The organism is Hydrophilobacter chitinilyticus (assembly GCF_049860745.1).
Classification (GTDB): Bacteria; Pseudomonadota; Gammaproteobacteria; order Burkholderiales; family Burkholderiaceae_C; genus Rhodoferax_B.
On the sequence record NZ_CP187561.1, the window covers coordinates 2,672,492 to 2,693,237 of the forward strand.

Sequence of the window (20,746 nt, forward strand, 5' to 3'; positions counted from 1 at the left end):
TTGCAATTTGATGCAGTGCGGTGGTTCTCTTGGCCAAAATGGTGCGCGAGGTGCCTTACACTTTAAATATGCAATCTAAGTCATTGATCTTGTGCAAACTTTTTTAACTCTATAAACTCTCCCGCAATGCATTGATGCCGGGAGATCGACCCATGCCCTCGAAGAATCGTTATCTTTTGAACCGTCTAATACAAATAGTTGCTGTTTTGGCGTGTTCGGCGACGCTTGTCGCTGCCCCCGCCAACGCAGCTGAGCGCAAAAAAGTTGTTGTCGAGAAAAAAGCCAGCAGCACCAGCAAAGGCAAGTCTCGTCCTGAAGTGGTGAAGGTCACCCGCACGAGTAAGACCTTTACGTCCGGCAAGCAGAGCGTTCAAAAAGTCAGCGCTCGCAAAACCGTGACGCGCGCTGAAATCATTCCCGCAAAGCTGTCCTACGGCCAAATGGCAGGTCTGCACACGGCCAACGATCCGCTTGACCTGAAGTCCAGCGTGGCGCTGGTGGTGGACCAAGAAACAAGCGAAGTGCTGTTCAGCAAGAATGACCACGCGGTGCTGCCGATTGCATCGCTCACAAAGCTGATGACGGGTCTGATCATCAACGAGGCCAATTTGCCTGAAGATGAAATGATCACGATCACGCAGGACGATGTGGATACCGAAAAAGGCAGCAGTTCGCGCCTGATGGTTGGTGCCACACTCAGCCGAGGCGAATTGCTGCACTTGGCGCTGATGTCCAGCGAAAACCGTGCGGCGCACGCTTTGGGGCGTACCTACCCCGGTGGCTTGGCGCAGTTTGTCTCGCTGATGAATGCCAAGGCGCAGCACTTGGGCATGAAAGACACGCGTTACGTTGAGCCAACCGGCCTGTCGAGCCATAACCAGTCGAGCGCGCAAGACTTGGCGCTGCTGGTGAAGACTGCTTACAACGAACCCAAGTTGCGCGAACTCACCACGTCGCCCGGTTACCAGGTGGATGTGGGTCGCCGTACGCTTCAATACAACAACACCAACCGTTTGGTGAAAAACCCGATCTGGGATATTGGCTTGCAAAAGACTGGCTACATCTCTGAGGCGGGCCAATGCCTGGTGATGCAGGCCAAGATTGCTGGCCGCAAGCTGATCATGGTGTTCTTGGATTCTGCTGGCAAGCTGAGCCGGATTGGCGATGCTGAGCGTGTGCGCCGCTGGGTTGAAAACAATGCTCCGGCCAACGCCTTGCGACTGCACGAAGTCAAGGCCTCGGCGGGTTGAGCGCGCTCTAAGTCCTGCCTGCAAGAACAAACGGCTGAAGCGGTTTAACCGCTTCAGCCGTTTTGCTTTTTCCGTTTTGCTTTTGTCAGCACCGCCGAAGCGCGCTTAAGGTGTTTTCAAGGATTGCCCAGCGGATTGGTTTTGGGTTGGTAGCCCAGGGCTGACGAGATCTCGTTGGCGGTGGCTTGCAGCTTGGGCAGCCAAGCTTCGTCCAGCCGGTCGGCGGGCGACGAGATCGACAAGCCTGCCACCAGCCGGCTCTGGTCGTCGTAAATGCCAGCGGCCATGCAGCGCACGCCCAGCTCCAGCTCTTCGTTGTCACGTGCAATGCCGTATTGGCGTGCCTTGGCCAGTTCGCGTTCGAGCATGGCCAGATCGGTCAAGCTGTTCTTGGTGTGGCCGCTCAGACCCGTGCGCAGCGCATAGGCGCGCACGCGCTGGGCTTCATCGGCCGCCAGAAAAAGTTTCCCTACCGACGTAAGGTGTAGCGGCGCGCGGCCACCAATGGCGCGCACCACCTGCATGCCAGAACGTTCGCTGAGGGCGCGCTCCACATAAACGATTTCGTCTCCCTGGCGCACGCTCAGGTTGACGGGCTGCTGTGTCAAGCGGTGCAGCTCACGCATGGGGTGTAGAGCCGCGTCACGTACGCTCAGACGGCCTTTGACGAGGTTGCCCAGCTCCAGCAAGCGCATGCCGAGGCGGTAGGTGCCAGGTTCTGGGCGGTCCACAAAGCGGCCTACGGCCAAATCGTTCAAGATGCGGTGGGTGGTCGACGGGTGCAGTCCCGTCTTTTCGCTGATTTCTTTCAGCGACATGGCGTCTTCACGCGCGGCCAAAGTGTCGATCAACGCAAACATGCGTTCGATGACCTGTACGGTCGGCGTCTGGGTTTCCGCTGGAGTGTTGTGTCTCATGGATGCTACTCAAAAAAGTTGCGGCCAATTTGCACTCATTTTATAGGATGAAACGCGCGTTGCGCCATCCGAAATAAAGCGGTTGTTTTTTCTGTCTCTTCTCCGGGCTTTTATGCGTGGCTTGAATCGGTTGCGTCGGGGTTGATCCATTCCCCAGCGCGCAGCATCTCGTGCGGTTTGAAGTTCGCCTTGTAGCGCATCTTCACGCTCTGTTCGATCCAGTAGCCGAGGTAGACGTAGGGCAGGCCAAGTTGCCGCGCCTGGTCGATTTGCCACAGCACGTTGAAGGTGCCATAGCTGGTGCGCTCCTCGGGCTCGTAGAAGGTGTAGACGGCGGAGATGCCGTCGTCCAGCACGTCGAGGATGGACACCATTTTCAGCGCGCCCAGCGTGCCGTCTGGCCGGGTTTCATGAAACTCCACCAAGCGCGAATTCACGCGGCTTTGCAGTAAGAACTGGGTGTATTGGTCGATGCTGTCCTGGTCCATGCCGCCGCCCGCGTGGCGGCCGTTTTGGTAGCGCAGGTAGAGCTCGTAATGCTCGGGCACAAAACACAGGCGCAGCACACGCGCTTGCAGTTTGGCGTGTTGTGCGGCGGCGCGGCGTTGGCTGCGGTCGGGCTTGAAGTCGGCGGCCAACACGCGCAGCGGTACGCAGGCCTGGCAGCCGTCGCAATAGGGGCGGTAGGTGAACATGCCGCTGCGCCGAAAGCCGGTGTTCACCAGTTGTGAGTAGGTGGTGTTGTGGATCAGATTGCCGGGCGTGGCCACTTGCGAGCGCGCCTGGCGGTCCGGCAGATAGCTGCACGGGTAGGGTGCCGTGGCATAGAACTGCAGGGTCTGCAGGGGCAGGTCGTTGAGGTGCGTCACGCTGGGGCCGCCGGTGGTGAAAGCAGGAGCAGGTGTTGCCAGTATATGGGCTTGAATTGCCAAACCGGGCTGGGCAAAACGGCCTGCTGCTTGACTTTGGCGCCGAACACGTTGCGCGGGATTTCGCGTGCACCGAGCGAGGCCAAATGCGAGGTGTTTTGCTGGCAGTCGATCTGCGGAATCTGGTGTGCGCGGCAAAACGCCACCAAGGCGGCGAGCGCGATTTTGGAGGCGTCCGGCACACGGGTGAACATCGACTCGCCAAACACCGCGCGGCCCAGGCCCACGCAATACAGGCCCCCCACCAGTTCGCCGTCAATCCAGGTTTCGATGCTGTGCGCTATGCCGGCGCGGTGCAGCGCGGTATAGGCGCGCACCATCTCGGGCAAGATCCAGGTGCCTGATTGGCCAATGCGCGGGCTGGTGGCGCAGGCGGTGATCACATCGGTGAAGGCGGTGTCAAAGCGCACCTCGCATTGCGCGTCTTGCGTGAAGGCTGTGAGTGTTTTGCGCAGCGAGCGGTGCAGCTTGAAGGCATCGGTTTGCAGCACCATGCGCGGGTCGGGGCTCCACCACAAAATGGGCTGGCCGGCGCTGTACCAAGGGAACACACCTTGCAGATAAGCGTGGCGCAACGTGGCCACATCGAGTGCGCCGCCAGCGGCCAGTAAACCGGGCGCCGGGGCATCGGTGCCCCAGGCCTCTTTAACCGGCGGAAACGCTTCGCCAGGGGCTAGCCAGGGGAGGGGCGGTTGGGCGGATGTCATGGTGAATTCGGCCGTAGCGCTAAAGCATACCCAGCTTGCGCTGAACCGGTAATGGGTGTGTTCTGGGGTGTCGGCAATTTGCTACAAAGTTGGAAGCTGCTGCCGCAGTATGACCGGGCGTTAAATGTCATTTTGGCTTGAATTTTTAAGGCGGCAACCAAACCCTTGGCGACTCCGGTAAACTGTGTGGATATACAGCATTGGATTCAACCGGCGATCCAATTTTTGACTACGCTGCATGCCGCAACGGTTTCATCGTTGTTCCAGTTGCTTTTTGCGCTGCTTTTTTGGCTACTTTTTCTCCCCAAATTCTGTTCCATGTCGTCATCTCATATTGCCGCTGCTGCGCTCCAAGCTTTCGACGACGTCGTGCGCGCGGCTGGCGATTTTCGCGACCGCCCGGGCCAACGGCTCATGGCCGAAAAGGTGGCTCACACTTTTTGCGAAGCCACGCTCGGCAAGCTCGAATCTGAAGACGACGAACCCGAGCGCGCCATTGCCGTGGTGCAGGCCGGCACGGGCGTGGGTAAGTCGCTGGCCTACTGCGTACCGGCCATCAGCGTAGCCTTGGCGCGCAAGACGCGGGTGTTGATCTCGACGGCCACCGTTGCGCTGCAAGAGCAGTTGGTGAACAAAGACCTGCCCGCGTTGGCCGCGCTCATGCCCGAGCCTTTTCGCTTTGGTTTGGCCAAGGGGCGCGGGCGCTACGTGTGCAAGCTCAAACTCGCGCGCTTGGCGGGGGGCGGCAGTGAGGCTGATGCGGCAGAAGACGACCTGTTTGCCGATGAAATGGCCTTGGCCGGCGGCGGTCCCGGCGGCACTTTGTCGACCTACGACCAGGAAGCCCGGACGCTGTTCTACGGCCACATCAACCGCGAGTTGTCTGCCGGCACTTGGGACGGTGACCGCGACTCATTGGCCACCCAGCCCGATGGCGACTGGTGGCAACCTGTGGCGGCCGTGGCCAGCTCGTGCACCGGCAAACACTGCCCGGTGTTCAGCTCGTGCACCTATTACGAGAAGCGCAAGGAACTGGTGGGCGCCAACGTCATCGTGGCCAACCACGATTTGCTGCTGTCCACATTGGGCTCGCGCACCTTGCCCGAGCTGGACAACTGCCTGCTGATCCTCGACGAGGCACACCACCTGCCGGCCGTGGCGCTCGACAAGTTCTCTGCCGCCATGGATTTGCACTGGCTCGACTGGATCGACACCCTGGCCAACCGCGCGCGGCGCATCGGCAGCTTGATGATGGTGTCGGACTCTGGTGACTTGGGCCGCATGAGCAGCCAGCTCAAGCAGTCGATGCAAGAGTTGTCATCGCTGGTGCAGCAGCGTTACGCCGCTGTGTTGTTGGAGCCGAACCGCGGTGGCAATGGCCACGGCCCAGCCCGTGTACGTTTGCCGCAAGGCGTGTTGCCGCCCGAACTGGTCGAGCCGCTGCGCACCATCGGTGTGTTGGCCGAAGGTTTCTTGGCGGTGCTGAACGAAATTGCCAAGGCGCTGCGCGCCGAAATGCGCGACAACCCAAACGAGGCGCGGCGCTTGTCGGTGCTGTACGCGCAGTTGGGTGTGCTCACGCCGCGCCTGGAGGGCGTACACGCAGCCACCGAAATGCTGCTGCGCGAAACCGCTGCACCAGCGGCCCCTGTGGCCAAGTGGTTCACGCTTGAAGGTGAGCCTGGCGCGGCCCACATCCGCATCCGCGCCTATGCCAGCCCCATCTTGCCAGGCACTGCGCTGCGCCACAAGCTGTGGCCCAACGTGCGTGCCGCGATCCTCACTTCGGCCACGCTGCAAAGCTGTGGCCAGTTCGACTTCTACATGCGTGAAACCGGTTTGTTGGACGACCCGGCCGCCACCACGCTAGAAGTGCCCAGCCCGTTCGACTATGCCAAACAAGGCCAGTTCATCACCGTGGAGACACGAGCCGACCCGCGCCAGGCCAGCGAGTTCACCACCGAGATGGTGCAACTGTTGCTGCGCGATGTAGCCTTGGTGGAGCACGGCGCCTTGGCCTTGTTCACCTCGCGCGACCAGATGCGCCAAGCCGTGCAGGCTTTGCCGCCGGTGCTGCGCGAAGTGGTGCTAGTGCAGGGCGACCTGCCACGCACCGTGCTGCTGCAGCGCCACCGCGAACGTGTGGGCAGCGGTTTGCCATCGGTCATCTTCGGCATGCAGTCGTTTGGTGAAGGGCTGGATTTGCCGGGCGAACTGTGCGAGACCGTATTTATCGCCAAGCTGCCCTTTGCCTCGCCAGACGACCCCGTCGGCGAGTCGCGTTCCGAGTGGCTGCGCTCCGTGGGGCGCGACCCGTTTTCAGAACTGGTGGTGCCGGCCACCGCCGTGCGCCTGGCGCAATGGGCCGGCCGCGCGATCCGTACCGAGACAGACCGTTCGTTTGTCTACTGCTACGACCGTCGATTGGCTGGCACGTCGTTCGGCCAGCGCTTGATGCAGGGCTTGCCGCCGTTTCAGCGTCTGCGCAAAGACGTGATGGGGCGGGTCAGCCCAGCTTGATCCGGGCTAGCTCGGCTTAGTTTGAATCGTTTAAGCGTGGCGGCGCATCGTCAAGACGACGCTACCCATCAGCGCAAAGATGCCGCCGCAAGCGCGGTTCACCCAGCGGATGCGCGTCTCTGATGCCAGCCACGGCGCAATGCTCGCCGCGCCAAAAGCACACAGTGTCAACACCGTGAGTTCCATGACGGCGAAGGTGCCGCCCAGAATGGCGAACTGCGGCGCCAGGGCCGAGCTGGCGTTCATGAATTGCGGAAAGAAAGCAGCGGCGAACAGCAATCCTTTGGGGTTGCTCGCGCCCACCAAAAAACCTTGCAAATAGCTGGCGCCGCGCCCCATGCGCGGGCCAACCGTTGGTGTGTTCTTGCCCATGGCTAACGCCGGGCTGTTCCACGTCTTGATGCCCAGGTAGATCAAGTAAGCCGCGCCTATCACCTTCAAGATAGTGAATGCGGTTTCCGATGCAGCGAGCAAAGCGCCCAGGCCCAGCGCAGACAACAGCATGGCGCCCAAGGCCGCCGTCACGCTGCCCAAGCCAGCACACAACGCGCGATCCCAACCATGCTGGATGGCGCGGGTGATGCACATCAACATGGTCGGGCCAGGCGAGAGCACCAGCACGGCGACGGCGGTGATATAGAGAAGGTAGGTGGTGAGCGTCATGTCAGGGCGCGTTCGCCGCCATCGCTGCTTGGTTCACCGGGTGGGCGGCCAACGCGGCGGGCAGCCATTCGCGGCACCAGGCCACGCCGGCTTCTTCCGCGATCACGTCGCTGCACGCATCGTGGATGAAGAGATCGAGCACACGGTGCGCGCCCACGTCTTGCAAGGCGGCGTCGAACTTGCGGCCGCCGCCGGCGAAGGTGTCGCCATAACTTTCATCGCCGAGCGCGATCACACCGTAATACACGTGGCCCAGGTAGCGTGGGTCGGCACTGAAGGCCGACAGCAGCGCCTGTGCATTGTCTGGTACGTCGCCGCTGCCGTAGGTAGAAGTGCAGATGAGATACAGCGTGTGTTGTGCGCGGTCTTCGTCGAAGATGCTCAAGTCCACGGTGTCCATCAAGGCCACGTCAATCGACTCGACCAGATCGGCACAATCCATTTGAATGGCCTGCGCCACGGATTCAGCGTTGCCGGACATGGTGCCGACGAGAATTTGGAGATTCATGCAAAAGAAAAAAATGAAGGCTCGTCCTCGTCTATTGCAGTAGCCATGTGGGCCGTGCCAGAGGAGAGCCGGGAAGGTGCAAGACTGAAATTGTCCTCCGCTTTGGCTTTCAGAGTTGAAGCGCGGCAAGGAGACACCAATTCTTTTTTCACTTTTTTTAGCGGAGATGGTTAAAGTGAATAAATCGATGTAGAATCTGAGGCTTGTCGGGGCGTAGCGCAGCCTGGTAGCGCATCTGCTTTGGGAGCAGAGGGTCGTGAGTTCGAATCCCACCGCCCCGACCATTATTTAAAGCCCGAGTACTGAAAAGTACTCGGGCTTTTCACTTTGGGCGCTCATCGCATTTCTTGTTGGGACCACGTGTCCAGCGCTCGTTGTGTCGGTGCTGGTAGTTTCTGTGTTTGTTGGCTCTGCAAGACCTACTTGGTGCTTTTGCTTGTTGACCAGCAGCACGGGCGTTAAAGTCACTGGCAGAATGGGTTATGCGCTCACAAATTATTCGGCGAACCTCGTCTGCATCTTCGTTCCATGGTTTCACCTTGCTGGAGTTGCTGGTGACGATTGCCATCGTAGCCATCTTGGCTGCCTTGGCGGCTCCATCTATCAAGTCAATTCTGGCCAAGAACGCGTTCTATAACGTTAGCAGCGAGTTCAACGGGGGCATGCTGCGTGCACGAAACGAAGCCATTTCCAAGAATACGTGTGTGACGATTTGCCGTAGTACGACAGCAGATGATGCGTCGCCGAGTTGTGCCACGCCAGATGGCGATTGGCAGGTCGGCTGGATTATTTTTCTGGAGCCGACATGCACTTCCACTGTCAATGCCCCGCCTGCAGCTTCTCCTGAGAATTTATTGGTTGCCCGCAGCGCGGGCAACACTAAGTACAAGCTTTTGGCGCCGACCGGTGCCACGCTAGGCCCCGCCGACGGGAGCAACATCCAGTTTGGTCCGTTAGGGCGTACGAATTTGGCTCGAGGCACCAACCCCTCACTGCTGCTAACCAGCACCGATAGCGCCATGAGTGCTCAGTATGGCTCCATCATCTGCATCGATCCGATGGGCCGAACACGTACCATTGCCTCTGGCGGCAGTTGCGCCACTCAGTAGCCGAGCCTGGCAGGGCGTACGTGTGAATCTGCCATCAATGAAAGTCCCGGCTCACCACCGTCATTTGCGTCACGTCTCCCAGCCGATGCGTCACATCGAGCAGGCGCTCAGCAATCAAATGGCAGACGCTGCTCTCGCGTTGCCAGCGGCCTTCCACCACCAGCAGTTGCGCATTCAATAGCACCGTGCGTTGGGCGTCGCGCAATTTCGGCCAGACGATGACGTTGACGTTGCCGCTTTCGTCTTCTAGTGTGACGAACACCGTGCCTTTGGCCGTGCCGGGTTGTTGGCGTACGGTGACCAGGCCCGCAGCCCGCACGTGGCGGCCGTTGCGGATGGTTTTGAGTTCATCGGCGCTGCGCACGCGGTGGCGGCTGAGCCAGGGGCGCAGCAGGGCGACGGGGTGGCGGCGCAGGCTCAGGCCCAGGGCGGCGTAGTCGTGGCCGATTTCTTCGCCCTCGGCGGCTTCGGGCATGTCAAGAAAATCTTCTTCCACCGGTGCTTCGCGCAGCAAGGGCGACGTGGCGTGCAAGGCGCTGGCGTCCCAGGCTTGTTGGCGGCGGTGGCCGCTGAGTGAGCGCAGGGCATCGGCGCGGGCCAGGTGGTTCATGTCCTGGCTGTCGAGCGCGGCGCGGCGCGCCAGGTCTTCGGTGCTGGTGAACAAGGCCTCGGCGCGGGCCCGCACCAAGCGGTCCGCGCTGGCGGGCGACAGGCCCGATACCAGCCGCAGACCCAGACGCACGCTCGGTGGTGGTCGCTTGGGTGACGGCTGCTGGTCTGTGGCGGGGTTCAGTGGCTCCAGCGTGTGGTGCCATGTGCTGTACATCACGTCCACATCGCGCGTGATCACGCCGTGGCGTTGGGCGTCTTGCACCAGTTGCGATGCGGTGTAGAAACCCATGGGCAGGGCGTTGAGCAAGGCGGTGAGAAAAAACGCCGGGTAGTGGCACTTCAGCCAAGAGCTTTTGTAGGCCAGCAGCGCAAAACTCGCGGCATGGCTTTCGGGGAAACCGTAGTTACCAAAGCCCAGCACCATCTTGAAGATCGACTCGGCAAACTCTGGCGAGTAATCGTTGGCGATCATGCCGTTGACGATGCGCTCGTGGTACTTGTCGACGCCGCCGTGGCGTTTCCACGCGGCCATGGCGCGGCGCAGGTCGTCCGCTTCACCGCCGGTGAAGCCGGCGGCAATCATGGCGATTTGCATCACCTGTTCTTGGAAAATCGGCACGCCCAAGGTTCGCCCCAGCGCAGGGCGCAGGGCGTCGTTTTCGTAGACCTCGGGCTCCAACTTCTGGCGACGGCGCAGATAAGGGTGCACCATGCCGCCTTGAATGGGGCCAGGGCGCACGATGGCAACCTGAACCACCAAGTCGTAAAACTTTTCAGGCCGCAGCCGTGGCAGCATGCTTTGTTGTGCGCGCGATTCAATTTGGAAGACTCCGATGGTGTCGGCCTCGCGGATCATCTTGTAGGTGCGCTTGTCGTCATTGGGAATGTCTTGCAGGCTGAAGTCGCGGCCTTCCCATTCGCGCTTGAGCTGCAGCGTGCCTTGCAGTGCCGTGAGCATGCCCAGCGCCAACACGTCGATCTTCAACAGGCCCACGGCGTCGATGTCGTCCTTGTCCCACTCGATGATGGTGCGCCCCTCCATGCTGGCGTGGACTACGGGCACGGTCTCGGTGATGGGCACACCGGCCAGCACAAAACCGCCGCTGTGTTGCGACAGTTGGCGCGGAAATTCGTAGAGTTCTTGGCTCAGCTTGACCCACAACTGCACGCGCGCATTGGCCGGGTCGAGCTCGACTTCGCGCAGGCGCTCGTTCATGCCTTCGGCCCCGGCGTCTTTGTCCAACCATTTTTGGTTCTTGGCGAGGCGGTCGATTTGTGTGGGCGTCATGCCCAGTGCCTTGCCCACATCGCGCAGCGCGCTGCGTGTGCGGTAGGTGCTGACAGCAGCCACCAGCGCCGCGCGGTGGCGTCCAAATTTGCTGTAGATGTATTGGATGACTTCTTCACGCCGGTTGTGTTCGAAGTCGACATCGATGTCGGGCGGCTCGTTGCGTTCGCGGCTGATGAAGCGCTCGAACAGCGTGGTGATGAGGTCTGGGTTGACCTCGGTGATGCCTAGGCAATAACACACAGCCGAGTTGGCGGCCGAGCCGCGTCCTTGGCATAAGATGCCTTCGCGGCGCGCAAACTGCACCACGTCGTAGACGGTAAGAAAGTACTTTTCGTAGTGCAGCTCGCTGATCAACGTCAGCTCTTTTTCCAGCATGCCTTGCACCTTGGCTGGCAGGCCCTGCGGGTAGCGTCGGCCCGCGCCTTCGTAGGTGCTGCGGCGCAGGTAGCTGGTGGGCGTTTCACCTTCGGGCACGACTTCGCTGGGGTACTCGTATTGGAGTTCGTCCAGGCTGAAGGTGCACAGGCGCACCACGTTCAGCGTCTCGGCCAGGCAGTCGGGCGGGTACAGCTCGGCCAGGCGTGGGCGGGTGCGCAGGTGGGCTTCGGCGTTGGGCTCCAAGCCGTAGCCGCAGTCGGCCAGCGGCTGGCCCAGGCCCACGGCAGTGATCACATCATGCAAGGCCTTGCGCGAGCGTTTGTGCATCAGCACACCACCGGCCGCCACCAGCGGCACAGCGCTGTGCTGGCTGGCTGTGCGCAGGTGGTGCAGCCACAAGGCATCGTCCATGCGCTGGTGCAGCTCGACGGTCAACCAGGCGCCGCCAGTGAATTGCTGGCGCAGCCACAAAGCCTGGCTGGTGATGGCCTCCAGCGTGGCGCTGTAGTGCAGGTCGCGGCGCGGCACCAGCAGGGCCAGGCAGTCGGGCAGGGCCAGAGGCCAGTCTTCTTTTTGTAGGCGGTAGGCGCCGCGTGGCAAGCCCGCGCGCGCCTGGGTGATGAGTTGGCACAACTGGCCGTAGCCTTTGCGGTTGCGGGCCAGCAGCACCAGTGTGAACCACGCGTTGTGGGCACCTTTGCCATCGTGCACTTTGAACTCGGCACCGATGAGGATGGGAAACTCGCGTTTCTTCGCCTCGACGTGCGCGCGCACCACGCCGGCCACCGAGCATTCGTCGGTGATGGCCAGCGCGGTGTAGCCGAGTTTGTGCGCGTGCTCCACCAGCTCGGCCGGGTGCGAGGCGCCGCGCTGAAAGCTGAAGTTGCTGATGCAGTGCAGCTCGGCGTAGGCCGGGGGGATTTCATCTTCATGCATGAAATTGGCCTTTGGCGCTACGTGTATATGCGTAAGCAGCTATGGAAAACATAGTTCTAGCCATAGATACCATGCAGGAACCAACCCACTTTGGGTTCGCGGTAGATCCACACCAGCCCCGCGTGTTCGCTCAGCGCCAGGTAGTAGTCGCGGCGCGTGGGCGCGTTGTCCCACCAGTTGGCCTCGATGCGTTCTGGCCCGGCCAGGGTGGTGAGTTGGCCGTGGTACAGCGGCCGGTCACCCTGCATGGCCAAGGGCAGGGGTTGGCGCAGCAGCCAGGGCGGTTGTTGGGCCAGTGCGGCAGGGAATGGGTTGGCGGCTTGGCGTGCGGCGGCCTTGGCGTTTTTAGACACCGATGCGGCCGGGCGCCACGACTGGTGCTGCGGCGTGCGGTGGTCCGCATGGGCTTGCGGGCGCAGCACTTTGGTGGGGCCGAGCCGGGCCGACAGGCGCTCGACCAACTGCTGCAAGGTGTCGCCCGTGGCTTGGTCTTGTGGCAAGAGGCTGGGCGTGTGGTCGGCCTGGGCTTGCACGTCGAGCGCTTCCAGCGTGATGGCCACCACGGGCGCGGCCAGGGTGGTGCGCGCCAAGTGCTCGGCCAACAGGCGGGCAAGGTGGGTGGTGTCGCGCGTGGCTTCTCCGGTGCGCACGGTGAGCGTGCCGCTGGCGGCTTCGCTGCGGCGCTGCAGGTCGTGCTCCCAATGCAGCACCAGCCCGGTGGTGCCGCACTGGCGCGCCAACAGCCAGGCTTTGAGCTGCAGCAGGAGGCGGTGGGCACCAAACATCAACCCGGCGGCAACTTCAATCCGCCCTATAAATTCAAGCCTTTGAGAAAACTGCTCGGGCAGTTGCACCCAGGCGTAGGTCTCGGCGGCCAAGCCGTAAGCCTGGTCTAACGCACGCAGCAAGTCGGCGCCAAACCGACGCGACACTCCGCCGCGTGGCAAGGCGCGCAACGGGCCGAGGGTGTGGCAGCCGAGTTGTTGCAGCGTGACCGCATAAGGGCGTGCGGCGACCAGGCTGGTGGCGGGCAGGGCGTCGAGCGTGGCTTGGAGTTGCTGGCTGTTGCAGCCGATGACGCTGAAGGCTGCGGGTGATGCCGTCGGCATGGTCTGCAGCAATGCCAACGCGCTCAAAGCCGTGGGGGCCACCGCCATGCGCAACAGCCCTTGTTCTTTGGCTTGCGTGCGGATGCGTTCGAGCAACGCACGTCGACCACGGAACAAGCGCTCGCTGCCCGAGGCTTCAACCAACACCGCCGCTTCCAGCACACACACACGTGGGCTGAACTGCAGCGCCCACCAGCTCAGCGCGCGCAGTTGCTCTTGTAGCAGTTCTTCGGGGCTGGCGGTTTGAATATCGCCTGTCACCGCGGCCGCGCCATCGGCCGGTTCAGCCGTGCATGTGCCGTCGCTCGACGGGGAGGGGCATGACGGTGGCGGCGGTGACAGTGCTATCCACAACATGGAGAGGGGCCGGTGGGGTGACGATGGGGCTTGGGATAGGCGAGGTTGATGGGGGGATGGACGGAATAGGTTTGGGTATTTGCCAACTCTGTTGTCGTCGTACCGCCAACACCGGCGGCATGGCGGTGTGGATCAGCAGGGGCTGCTCGCGTGCCGGCCCACGGCGTTTGAGGATTTGCACCTCCAGCCCCGGCAGCGCATCGCCCGGCGTGTGGGCTGCGTTGTAAGCCCCGGCTTGCCGCAGCCCGATGCGCAAGGGCGCGGGCGAGGCTGCGTGCTGCACATCCATGGGGCGGAACACAAACAGCAGTGGCGGGCGTGGCTGGTGTGCGCCCTGGCTGGCCAGTTGCAGACGGCGTAATTGGTCGGCACGCGCTTGCGGCAGCCACACCAGCAGGGCGGCCAGGTCGCGGCAGCGCAAGGCTTGCTCGGCGGCCCACAGGCGCTCTTGGTGGACATCGGTATCGACCACCAACAGGTTCGCCAAACCCAGCCCCGCTGCGGTTAGTGCGGGCATGTGTGGCCAATGCGGGCTGCCCACCAGCACCACCATGCCGTGCGGTGCCGTGGCACGTAGCAGAGGCGACAAAACGGGGCGCAGCAAACGCCATTCGTGCAGGCCGGGCTGGGGCTGCAGTACCTCGCTGATCTGCCCGCCCGACCAGCCGCCACCGGGCAACTCGGCGTCCAGCCCCGGGTGGCCGGTGGACAGCACGGGTGTGTGGGCCGTGCCGATTTCACTGGCGCGCCAGATGTGGTCCAGGTTGGAGAGGCTGGCAAGAGCAGGGTTGCCAAGGGCGGGGCGTGACATGGTGGGCTCGGGTGGTAAATTCAAAATACTGTTTATAAATACAGTATATCGAAGTGCCCTGAATCAACAAGCAGAAAAAGAGGGGCGTGAAAGCAGCGCCGTTCCACCTTTAAATGCAGGCATGCATCCTGCTTACGGATAAATTGTGCACATAAATTATGAAATAGTGCACGATTGTGGCGCTCGATAGCCCAAGTTTGGGCGGCGCCGATGTTGGCCAGTGGGGCTCGGTGCCCGAAAGGATGCGTTATGACTCAAACAGTGAATGGCAAAACGAACAACACAGACGGCCGTGGCCGCATCACCCGCCGTGGATTCAGCCTGGGCGCCGCAGCGGCGGCATCGTTGGCTCTACCCGGTTGGGTGCGGGCGCAGGGCAAGGGGCGCGAGATCGTCATTGGCGGCGCGGGCAGCCACAAGGCGTTTCTCGATCCGCTGATTCCGGTGTTCGAGCGCCAGACCGGCTGCAAGGTGCTGTTTGAGGGCACGCGCTCCTTGGTCAACCTCGAGAAGATGGTCAACAACAAGTCCAAGCCCTATATGTCGGTGGTGCTGATGGACGACCCGGTGATGATTCCGGCCGTGAAAGAAGGTGTGCTCGAAAAGCTCACCGTGGCCGACATTCCCAGCCTGTCGAAATTGAAGCCCGGCACCGTGCACATGGACGGCATGTGGGCCAACTACATGCAGTCGATGACGGGGGTGGCCTTCAACAGTGGCAAGGTCAAGCAAGTGCCTTCTTACGCCGCGCTGTGGGAGCCCGCATACAAAGGCAAGCTGGTGATCCCGTCGCTGCAAAACACCGAAGGCCTGGCGATGTTCATGGTGGCCGCCATGCTGGAAACCGGCAAGCCCATGAAAGACGCGCAATACCAGCCCGAGGCCGCGTTCAAGAAACTCAAGGCGCTGAAGGGCAACCTGCTCACCGTCTACACCCAAGTGCCGCAAGCGCTGAACCTGTTGGAGCAGGGCGAGGCCACGGCGATTGCCGGCATGATCGGCTTCAACGCCGTAGACCGCAAAGCCAAGGGCGCACCCATCGACTTTGTGTTGCCCAAAGAAGGCGGCATGGCCATGCCCACCGGCATCGCCAAAGTGAAGGGCGCCCCCGAGCCCGCGCTGGCCAACGCCTTCATCGAAGCCATGCTGGGCGCCTGGCAAAAGCAAATTGCCGACATCTCGCTGGCACAACCCACCAACACTACCGTGGCCGCGCCCGCTGAAGTGCCCAAGGGTGCGGTGTTTGTGCCCGACTGGGTCTACATCGCCGAGCAACGCAAGAGCTGGGTGGAGCGTTGGGATCGGGAGATGGCACTGTGAAGGCCGGGCACCACACGAGTCTTATGCAATGAGCGCGCTGCAACTCACCGGCATCGTCAAACACTACGGCGCACAGGCCGTGGTCGATGGGCTTGACCTGTCCATCGCAGCGGGCGAATTCGTCTCGCTGCTCGGCCCCTCGGGCTGCGGCAAGACCACACTGTTGCGCATCATCGCGGGCCTGAGCCCGTGTGATGCCGGCCGCGTGGTGGTGGGCGGCACGGACGTCACCGACATGCCCGCACACCAGCGCAACATCGGCGTGGTGTTTCAAAGCTACGCGCTGTTTCCGCACCTCACCGTCGGCGAGAACATCGCCTTCGGCCTGAAGGCGCGCGGCACGCCCAAGGGCGAAATCGCCAGAGCCACGGCGGCGGCCCTCAAAGCGGTGCAGCTCAGCGCCTTGGCGGATCGGCCCATCTCCGCGCTGTCTGGCGGGCAGCAGCAACGCGTGGCCGTGGCCCGCGCCATTGCCACGCGCCCGCGTTTGATCTTGCTCGACGAACCGCTCTCGGCGCTGGACCGCAAACTGCGCGAAACCATGCAGATCGAGCTGCGCCAGATGCTGCGCGATGCCGGCATGACCGCCATCTTTGTCACCCACGACCAGGAAGAAGCGCTGGTGATGTCCGACCGCATCGCCGTGATGAACCGGGGCGCGATCGAGCAGCTCGACGTGCCCGAGCGCATCTACGCCCGGCCGCGCACGCCGTTTGCGCTCAACTTCGTGGGCCTGTCGTCGCAATTGCAGGGCCGCGTGAAAAGCATGGGCCCCGACACGCTGGTGGTCAGCACCGCCTGTGGTGACATCAGCGCACATGTGGCGGCTGCGCCGGGCGTGGATGTGGGGCGGCCGGTGCTGGTGGGCATTCGGCCCGAGATGATTTCCGTTGGCGCTGCTCAGCATGGTGTCGTCGGTACGAACAGCATTTCTCTGCCCGTGGGCGAAACCGTGTACCGAGGCTCCAACCGGCTGGTGTACTTCGATGCACCAAAGTCAGCAGAGGCGACTGCTGGCCCCATGATGGCCGAGCTGCCCGCACACGCCGGCGCGGCGCCATTGGCGGGCCAGCACATGGCCTTGTCGTGGGCGGTGCAAGACACGCTGGTGTTTCCATTGGCCGCATAGAAGGAGTCACCATGACCTCAAACGCCGCAACGGCTGACCTCTCCGTGCCACCGCCCGCCAAGGCGCACAAATCCAAAGACGCGACTAGCCGCATCGCCTGGTTGGCGCTGCCCGGCGCGGGCTATCTGGTGCTGGTGTTTGCCCTGCCGCTGGCGGTGCTGCTGGCCACCAGTTTTCAAACCGCCGAAGGCGACTTCAGCCTTGCCGGCTACAGCACGTTTTTCACCGACGGCTACAACGCCTTGGTGGTGTGGAACACGCTGAAGATGGCCGTGGTCGTCACGTTCTTGTGTTTGTTGATTGGCTACCCCGTGGCCTTTGCCATGGCGCGTGCCTCGCTGCCGGTGCAGGGGCTGATGTTTCTTAGCTTGATCTTGCCGCTGTCGGTGGGTGTCATCGTCAAAAGCTTTGCCTGGACGATTCTGCTGCGCAGCAACGGCCTGGTGAACAACGTGTTGCTGACGCTGGGGCTGGTGGACGAGCCGGTGAAGTTGTTGTTCAACGAGCGTGGCTTGGTGATCGCGGCGGTGCACGTGTTTCTGCCGTTCATGGTGCTGCCGATCTTCACCGTGGCGCGGCAAATCGATTCACGCCTGCGCGAGGCGGCGTCCACGCTCGGCGCCACGCCGTTGTACGCGTTCACGCGCGTCACCTGGCCGCTGTCGCTACCGGGGGTGGTCACCGGCTGCGCGTTTGTGTTTTCCATGGCGGTGTCGATGTACGTCATTCCCGCGCTGTTGATTGGCGACCGCTACCAAACGCTGCCGGCGCTGATGGCACGTGCCTACCTCTTCATGCGTGACCGCCAGGCGGGTTCTACCTTGGCGGTGGTGCTGCTGTTGATTGCGGTGGCCATTGTGGTGGGCAGCACCTGGCTCACGCGGCGTTTGCAGGCGCGTACACAGACCGCAGGAGCCGCCACATGAAAAAAGCAAAAGTCTGGCCGGTGGCCAACGGCCTGTTGTTGGCCGCCACGGCCATCTTCATGCTCGCGCCGCTGTTGGTGGTGGTGCTGGTGTCGTTCAGCAACTCGTCGGTGTTCAACTTGCCCACGGGCGCGTGGTCTTGGCGCTGGTATGACAGCATGCTGCACAAAGAGGGGCTGGGCGCCACGCTCGGTTTATCGGTGGGTGTGGCCTTGGGCTCGACGCTGGTGGCCTTGGTGCTGGGCAGCTTGTGCGCCATCGCCATCGAGCAAGGGCGCTTCAAGGGACGCGAGGCCCTGCTGGCGTTTTTGGTGTCGCCACTGTTGATGCCGGGCCTGGTGATTGGTGTGGCGCTGCTGCAGGCGCTGCGCAGCATCGGCCTGCGCGAGGTGTTTCCGGCGCTGCTCATCGGGCACATCGTCATCACGCTGCCGTATGTCACACGCACCGTGCACGCCAGCCTGGCGCTGTTCGACATGCGCTTGATCGAGGCGGCGCAAACCCTGGGCCTGTCGCGCAAACGCGCGTTGCTGGCCATCATGGTGCCGGCGCTGGCTCCGGCATTTTTAACCTCGGGTTTGTTCGCCTTTCTGGCGTCGATGGACAACTACCCGATCTCTATTTTCTTGACCGACGCACGCAACAAAACGCTGCCCATCGAGATTCTGCGTTACCTCGAAGAGTCTCCCGATCCCACCATTGCCGCCATTTCTTCCTGCCTGATCTTGCTCGCCGTCATCGTGCTGTTCCTCGCGGAGCGCATGGTGGGCATGCGGCGGCTGGCGCAGTTTTAAACCATGAACCCAACTCATAACATCAGCCCAAACATCGGCCGCGATTTCATCGGCTACGCCAACCAAACGCCTGCCGTGCGCTGGCCCGGTGACGCACGTGTGGCCGTTTCTTTTGTCGTCAACTTTGAAGAGGGCGCCGAGTTTTCCATGACCGATGGCGACCCGCGCAACGAAGGTGTGTACGAGGTCATCGACCCGCAGCCCGTGCCCGACCGCTGCATCGACAGCCACTTTGAATACGGTACCCGCGTGGCCTATTGGCGCATTGCCAAGCTGTTTGAACAGCATGGCGGGCACTACACGCTGAGCGCATGTGGCCGGGCCGTGGAGCGCTCGCCCTGGCTGGCGCAACACGCGGCAGGGCAGGGGCACGAGGTGTCGGCGCACGGCTGGCGCTGGGAGAAAAGCACCGACCTCACGCTGGAGCAAGAAAGCGCTGCCATCATTCGCACGCGCGACGCCATTGCCGCAGCCACCGGCGAGGCGCCGCGCGGCTGGCACACCAGGTCTAACGCCACAGCACACACGCGGCGCCTGCTGGTGGAGCACGGCTTTTTGTACGACAGCGATGCCTACAACGACGACACACCCTACATGGTCGACGTGAACGGCCATGCCCACGTGGTGTTGCCCTACGCGTTTGACACCAACGACATGCAGTTTCAAAACACCCAGCGTTTCAGCACCGGCGACGAGTTTGCGCAGTATGTTTGCGCCGCTTACGACTGGCTTTGGCGCGAGGGCGCCGAGCAGCCGCGCATGCTCTCCATCGGCCTGCACCTGCGTATGATCGGCCGGCCCGGACGCATTGCGGCGCTAGAGAAGATCTTGCTGCACTTGGCGCAAAAAGGCGGCGCCTGGGTGACCACGCGCGAGGGCATCGCACGGCACTGGCGTGACAGCATCTTGCAAAAAAACAAAACGGAAACGAGCCTATGAGAGACAGCGAAGAAGCCGTCTACAACACCATCTCACGCGCCTTGCTCGCGGGCCGGCTCACGCCCGGCACGCCACTGCGCGAGACGGCGCTGGCCGAGGTGTTTGGCATCAGCCGCGAACGCATCCGCAAAATCTTGCAGCGCCTGGGCACCAATCGCTTGATTGAGCTGGTGCCTAACCGTGGCGCCTTTGTGGCAGCACCATCGTTGGCGCAAGCGCGCGACATTTACGACGCTCGCCGTATTTTGGAAGGCGGCATTGTCGACCACTTGTCGCGCACCCTCGGCGAGACCGAGACCAGCCAACTCACGCAGCACATCCAGCAGGAAGCGCAGGCGTTGGCCAGTGGCGACCGGGCCGAGTCGGTGCGTTTGTCGGCCCACTTTCACATGATTCTGGCCGAGGCCACGGGCAACACCTACGTCATCCAGCAGATGCAAGAGTTGGTGAGCCGGACCTCGATGCTGGTGGCGGTGTACGAGTCGCCCAGCGCCACACAATGTGCTTGTGAAGAACACCGTGACATCTTCACCTCATTGCTGAAGGGCGATGGCCACGGCGCCTCCAAAGCCATGCGTGCACACCTGTCGTTGATCGAAACACGCTTGCGCCCCAGCACCGCTGCGCCTTCCGGCGACTCGGTGGCCACGCTGCAGCAGCTGTGGGCTGAGGCCACTGACACCGCTGACACTGTTGAGCCCGCATCCATCAGCACCACCGACACCGAGAGCGCCGCATGAACCTCGTCGTTCTGAACCCCAACACCAACAGCGGCATGACCGACGCCGTGGTCACCGGCTTGAAGGCCCACCTGCCGTCGACAGCTTCCGTGCTCGGGTTATCGGCCCGCGAAGGTTGTGCGGTGATCGACTCCCGCGAGACCTATGCCATCGGTGCTGCCAGTGCAACGCAAATGCTGCAGCAGGTGCCATCTCACACCACCGGCATTTTGCTGGCCTGCTTTGGCGACCCAGGCTTGGCCGCGTTGCGCGAAGCCACCTCTGCGAACGTGGTCGGGCTGGCCGAAGCCGCTGTGTTGCAAGCCCATGCACAAGGTTTGCGGTTTGCCATCATCACCGCCGGGCCCAACTGGGTGCCGATGCTGACGGAGTGCGTGGCCGACTACGGCGCCGCGCAAAGTCTGGTGGGCGTGTATGCCTTGGCGGGCAATGGTGCCGCCCTGCGCCGCGACCCCGAAGCCTTCAGTGCCGAAGTCACACGACTGGCCCAGCAGGCCCAGGCCGATGGTGCGCAGGCGCTGATTCTGGGCGGGGCGGCCTTTGCCGGTTTGCATTTCGATTTGCCTGCGGGCTTGCACATCATCGACCCGCTGCAGGCGGCAGCACACGCGTTAATTTGACGAGCCATTGGGGAGAAGTAGCGCGTATACTCGCGCTCGCTCCGGGGTGCACCTTTGTGCTGAGATGGCAGTTTGCCAAACCCGATGAACTTGAACCGGTTAGTACCGGCGGAAGAAGAGCGCATCGCTAGAAGAAGTCCGTGCATGGGTTTGTCCGTGCGCAGGCGCATCTGGTGGAGCA

General features: G+C 62.3%; 18 protein-coding genes, 1 tRNA gene and 1 riboswitch. Of the genes, 11 read left to right on the forward strand and 8 right to left on the reverse strand.

What is annotated here, in order from left to right; all coding sequences use genetic code 11:
• Positions 1–152 precede the first annotated feature (152 nt).
• Positions 153–1,250, forward strand: coding sequence for a serine hydrolase (locus tag ACPWMG_RS11855; protein WP_483304839.1), 1,098 nt, complete (start codon positions 153–155; stop codon positions 1,248–1,250).
• Between the two features lie 116 nt (positions 1,251–1,366).
• Here the strand turns inward: ACPWMG_RS11855 and ACPWMG_RS11860 are convergent, their stop codons facing one another.
• From ACPWMG_RS11860 to aat, 3 genes are all read right to left on the reverse strand, one after another.
• Positions 1,367–2,167 (reverse strand): IclR family transcriptional regulator, encoded by an 801-nt coding sequence (locus ACPWMG_RS11860; RefSeq protein WP_483304840.1) that lies wholly within the window; start codon positions 2,165–2,167, stop codon positions 1,367–1,369.
• 110 nt (positions 2,168–2,277) lie between these two features.
• Positions 2,278–3,036 (reverse strand): arginyltransferase, encoded by a 759-nt coding sequence (locus ACPWMG_RS11865; RefSeq protein ID WP_483304841.1) that lies wholly within the window; start codon positions 3,034–3,036, stop codon positions 2,278–2,280.
• Entirely contained in the window at positions 3,033–3,803 is a 771-nt protein-coding gene (aat, locus tag ACPWMG_RS11870) for a leucyl/phenylalanyl-tRNA--protein transferase (protein ID WP_483304842.1), read from the reverse strand. Before aat ends, ACPWMG_RS11865 begins: the two co-directional genes overlap by 4 nt.
• 318 nt (positions 3,804–4,121) lie before the next feature.
• Here aat and dinG point away from each other — a divergent pair, with 318 nt between their 5' ends.
• Positions 4,122–6,323, forward strand: a complete 2,202-nt coding sequence (dinG, locus tag ACPWMG_RS11875; protein WP_483304843.1) for an ATP-dependent DNA helicase DinG — start codon at positions 4,122–4,124, stop codon at positions 6,321–6,323.
• Positions 6,324–6,353: 30 nt separating this feature from the next.
• Here the strand turns inward: dinG and ACPWMG_RS11880 are convergent, their stop codons facing one another.
• Both ACPWMG_RS11880 and ACPWMG_RS11885 read right to left on the reverse strand, forming a co-directional pair.
• Positions 6,354–6,986 carry a LysE family translocator gene (locus tag ACPWMG_RS11880; protein WP_483304844.1) on the reverse strand — a complete coding sequence of 211 codons (633 nt, stop codon included), beginning with the start codon at positions 6,984–6,986 and terminating at the stop codon, positions 6,354–6,356.
• A gap of 1 nt (position 6,987) precedes the next feature.
• Positions 6,988–7,494: a flavodoxin domain-containing protein gene (locus ACPWMG_RS11885; protein WP_483304845.1), complete on the reverse strand. Its 507-nt coding sequence runs from the start codon at positions 7,492–7,494 to the stop codon at positions 6,988–6,990.
• 207 nt (positions 7,495–7,701) lie between these two features.
• Here ACPWMG_RS11885 and ACPWMG_RS11890 point away from each other — a divergent pair.
• A tRNA-Pro gene (locus tag ACPWMG_RS11890) sits at positions 7,702–7,778 on the forward strand.
• A gap of 198 nt (positions 7,779–7,976) precedes the next feature.
• Positions 7,977–8,603, forward strand: coding sequence for a GspH/FimT family pseudopilin (locus ACPWMG_RS11895; RefSeq protein ID WP_483304846.1), 627 nt, complete (start codon positions 7,977–7,979; stop codon positions 8,601–8,603).
• Between the two features lie 34 nt (positions 8,604–8,637).
• On the opposite strand, the gene ACPWMG_RS11900 is transcribed toward ACPWMG_RS11895, so the two are convergent.
• From ACPWMG_RS11900 to imuA, 3 genes are read right to left on the reverse strand one after another with little or no spacing between them, the layout of a single operon-like run.
• A complete protein-coding gene (locus ACPWMG_RS11900; RefSeq protein ID WP_483304847.1) occupies positions 8,638–11,820 on the reverse strand; it encodes an error-prone DNA polymerase in 3,183 nt (1,060 codons plus the stop codon).
• 56 nt (positions 11,821–11,876) lie between these two features.
• Entirely contained in the window at positions 11,877–13,286 is a 1,410-nt protein-coding gene (locus tag ACPWMG_RS11905; protein WP_483304848.1) for a Y-family DNA polymerase, read from the reverse strand.
• Complete coding sequence (gene imuA / locus ACPWMG_RS11910) at positions 13,213–14,097, reverse strand: translesion DNA synthesis-associated protein ImuA (protein WP_483304849.1); 885 nt, start codon at positions 14,095–14,097, stop codon at positions 13,213–13,215. The genes ACPWMG_RS11905 and imuA overlap by 74 nt, the downstream gene beginning before the upstream one ends.
• A 249-nt stretch (positions 14,098–14,346) precedes the next feature.
• On the opposite strand from imuA, the gene ACPWMG_RS11915 reads away from it, so the two are divergent.
• Genes ACPWMG_RS11915 through ACPWMG_RS11945 form a run of 7 tightly spaced genes read left to right on the forward strand, consistent with a single transcriptional unit; the run spans position 14,347 to position 20,565 of the window.
• The gene (locus ACPWMG_RS11915) at positions 14,347–15,417 is read left to right on the forward strand and encodes an extracellular solute-binding protein (protein ID WP_483304850.1); all 1,071 of its coding nucleotides are present in this window, start codon (positions 14,347–14,349) and stop codon (positions 15,415–15,417) included.
• Positions 15,418–15,445: 28 nt separating this feature from the next.
• On the forward strand, positions 15,446–16,546 hold the full coding sequence (locus tag ACPWMG_RS11920; RefSeq protein WP_483304851.1) for an ABC transporter ATP-binding protein: 1,101 nt from the start codon (positions 15,446–15,448) through the stop codon (positions 16,544–16,546).
• Positions 16,547–16,557: 11 nt separating this feature from the next.
• On the forward strand, positions 16,558–17,472 hold the full coding sequence (locus ACPWMG_RS11925; protein WP_483304852.1) for an ABC transporter permease: 915 nt from the start codon (positions 16,558–16,560) through the stop codon (positions 17,470–17,472).
• Complete coding sequence (locus ACPWMG_RS11930) at positions 17,469–18,266, forward strand: ABC transporter permease (RefSeq protein WP_483304853.1); 798 nt, start codon at positions 17,469–17,471, stop codon at positions 18,264–18,266. The genes ACPWMG_RS11925 and ACPWMG_RS11930 overlap by 4 nt, the downstream gene beginning before the upstream one ends.
• A gap of 3 nt (positions 18,267–18,269) precedes the next feature.
• Complete coding sequence (locus ACPWMG_RS11935; protein WP_483304854.1) at positions 18,270–19,205, forward strand: polysaccharide deacetylase family protein; 936 nt, start codon at positions 18,270–18,272, stop codon at positions 19,203–19,205.
• Entirely contained in the window at positions 19,202–19,945 is a 744-nt protein-coding gene (locus ACPWMG_RS11940; RefSeq protein ID WP_483304855.1) for a GntR family transcriptional regulator, read from the forward strand. The genes ACPWMG_RS11935 and ACPWMG_RS11940 overlap by 4 nt, the downstream gene beginning before the upstream one ends.
• A complete protein-coding gene (locus ACPWMG_RS11945; RefSeq protein WP_483304856.1) occupies positions 19,942–20,565 on the forward strand; it encodes an aspartate/glutamate racemase family protein in 624 nt (207 codons plus the stop codon). Before ACPWMG_RS11940 ends, ACPWMG_RS11945 begins: the two co-directional genes overlap by 4 nt.
• A gap of 32 nt (positions 20,566–20,597) precedes the next feature.
• Positions 20,598–20,699: riboswitch (TPP riboswitch) on the forward strand.
• Positions 20,700–20,746: the final 47 nt, after the last annotated feature.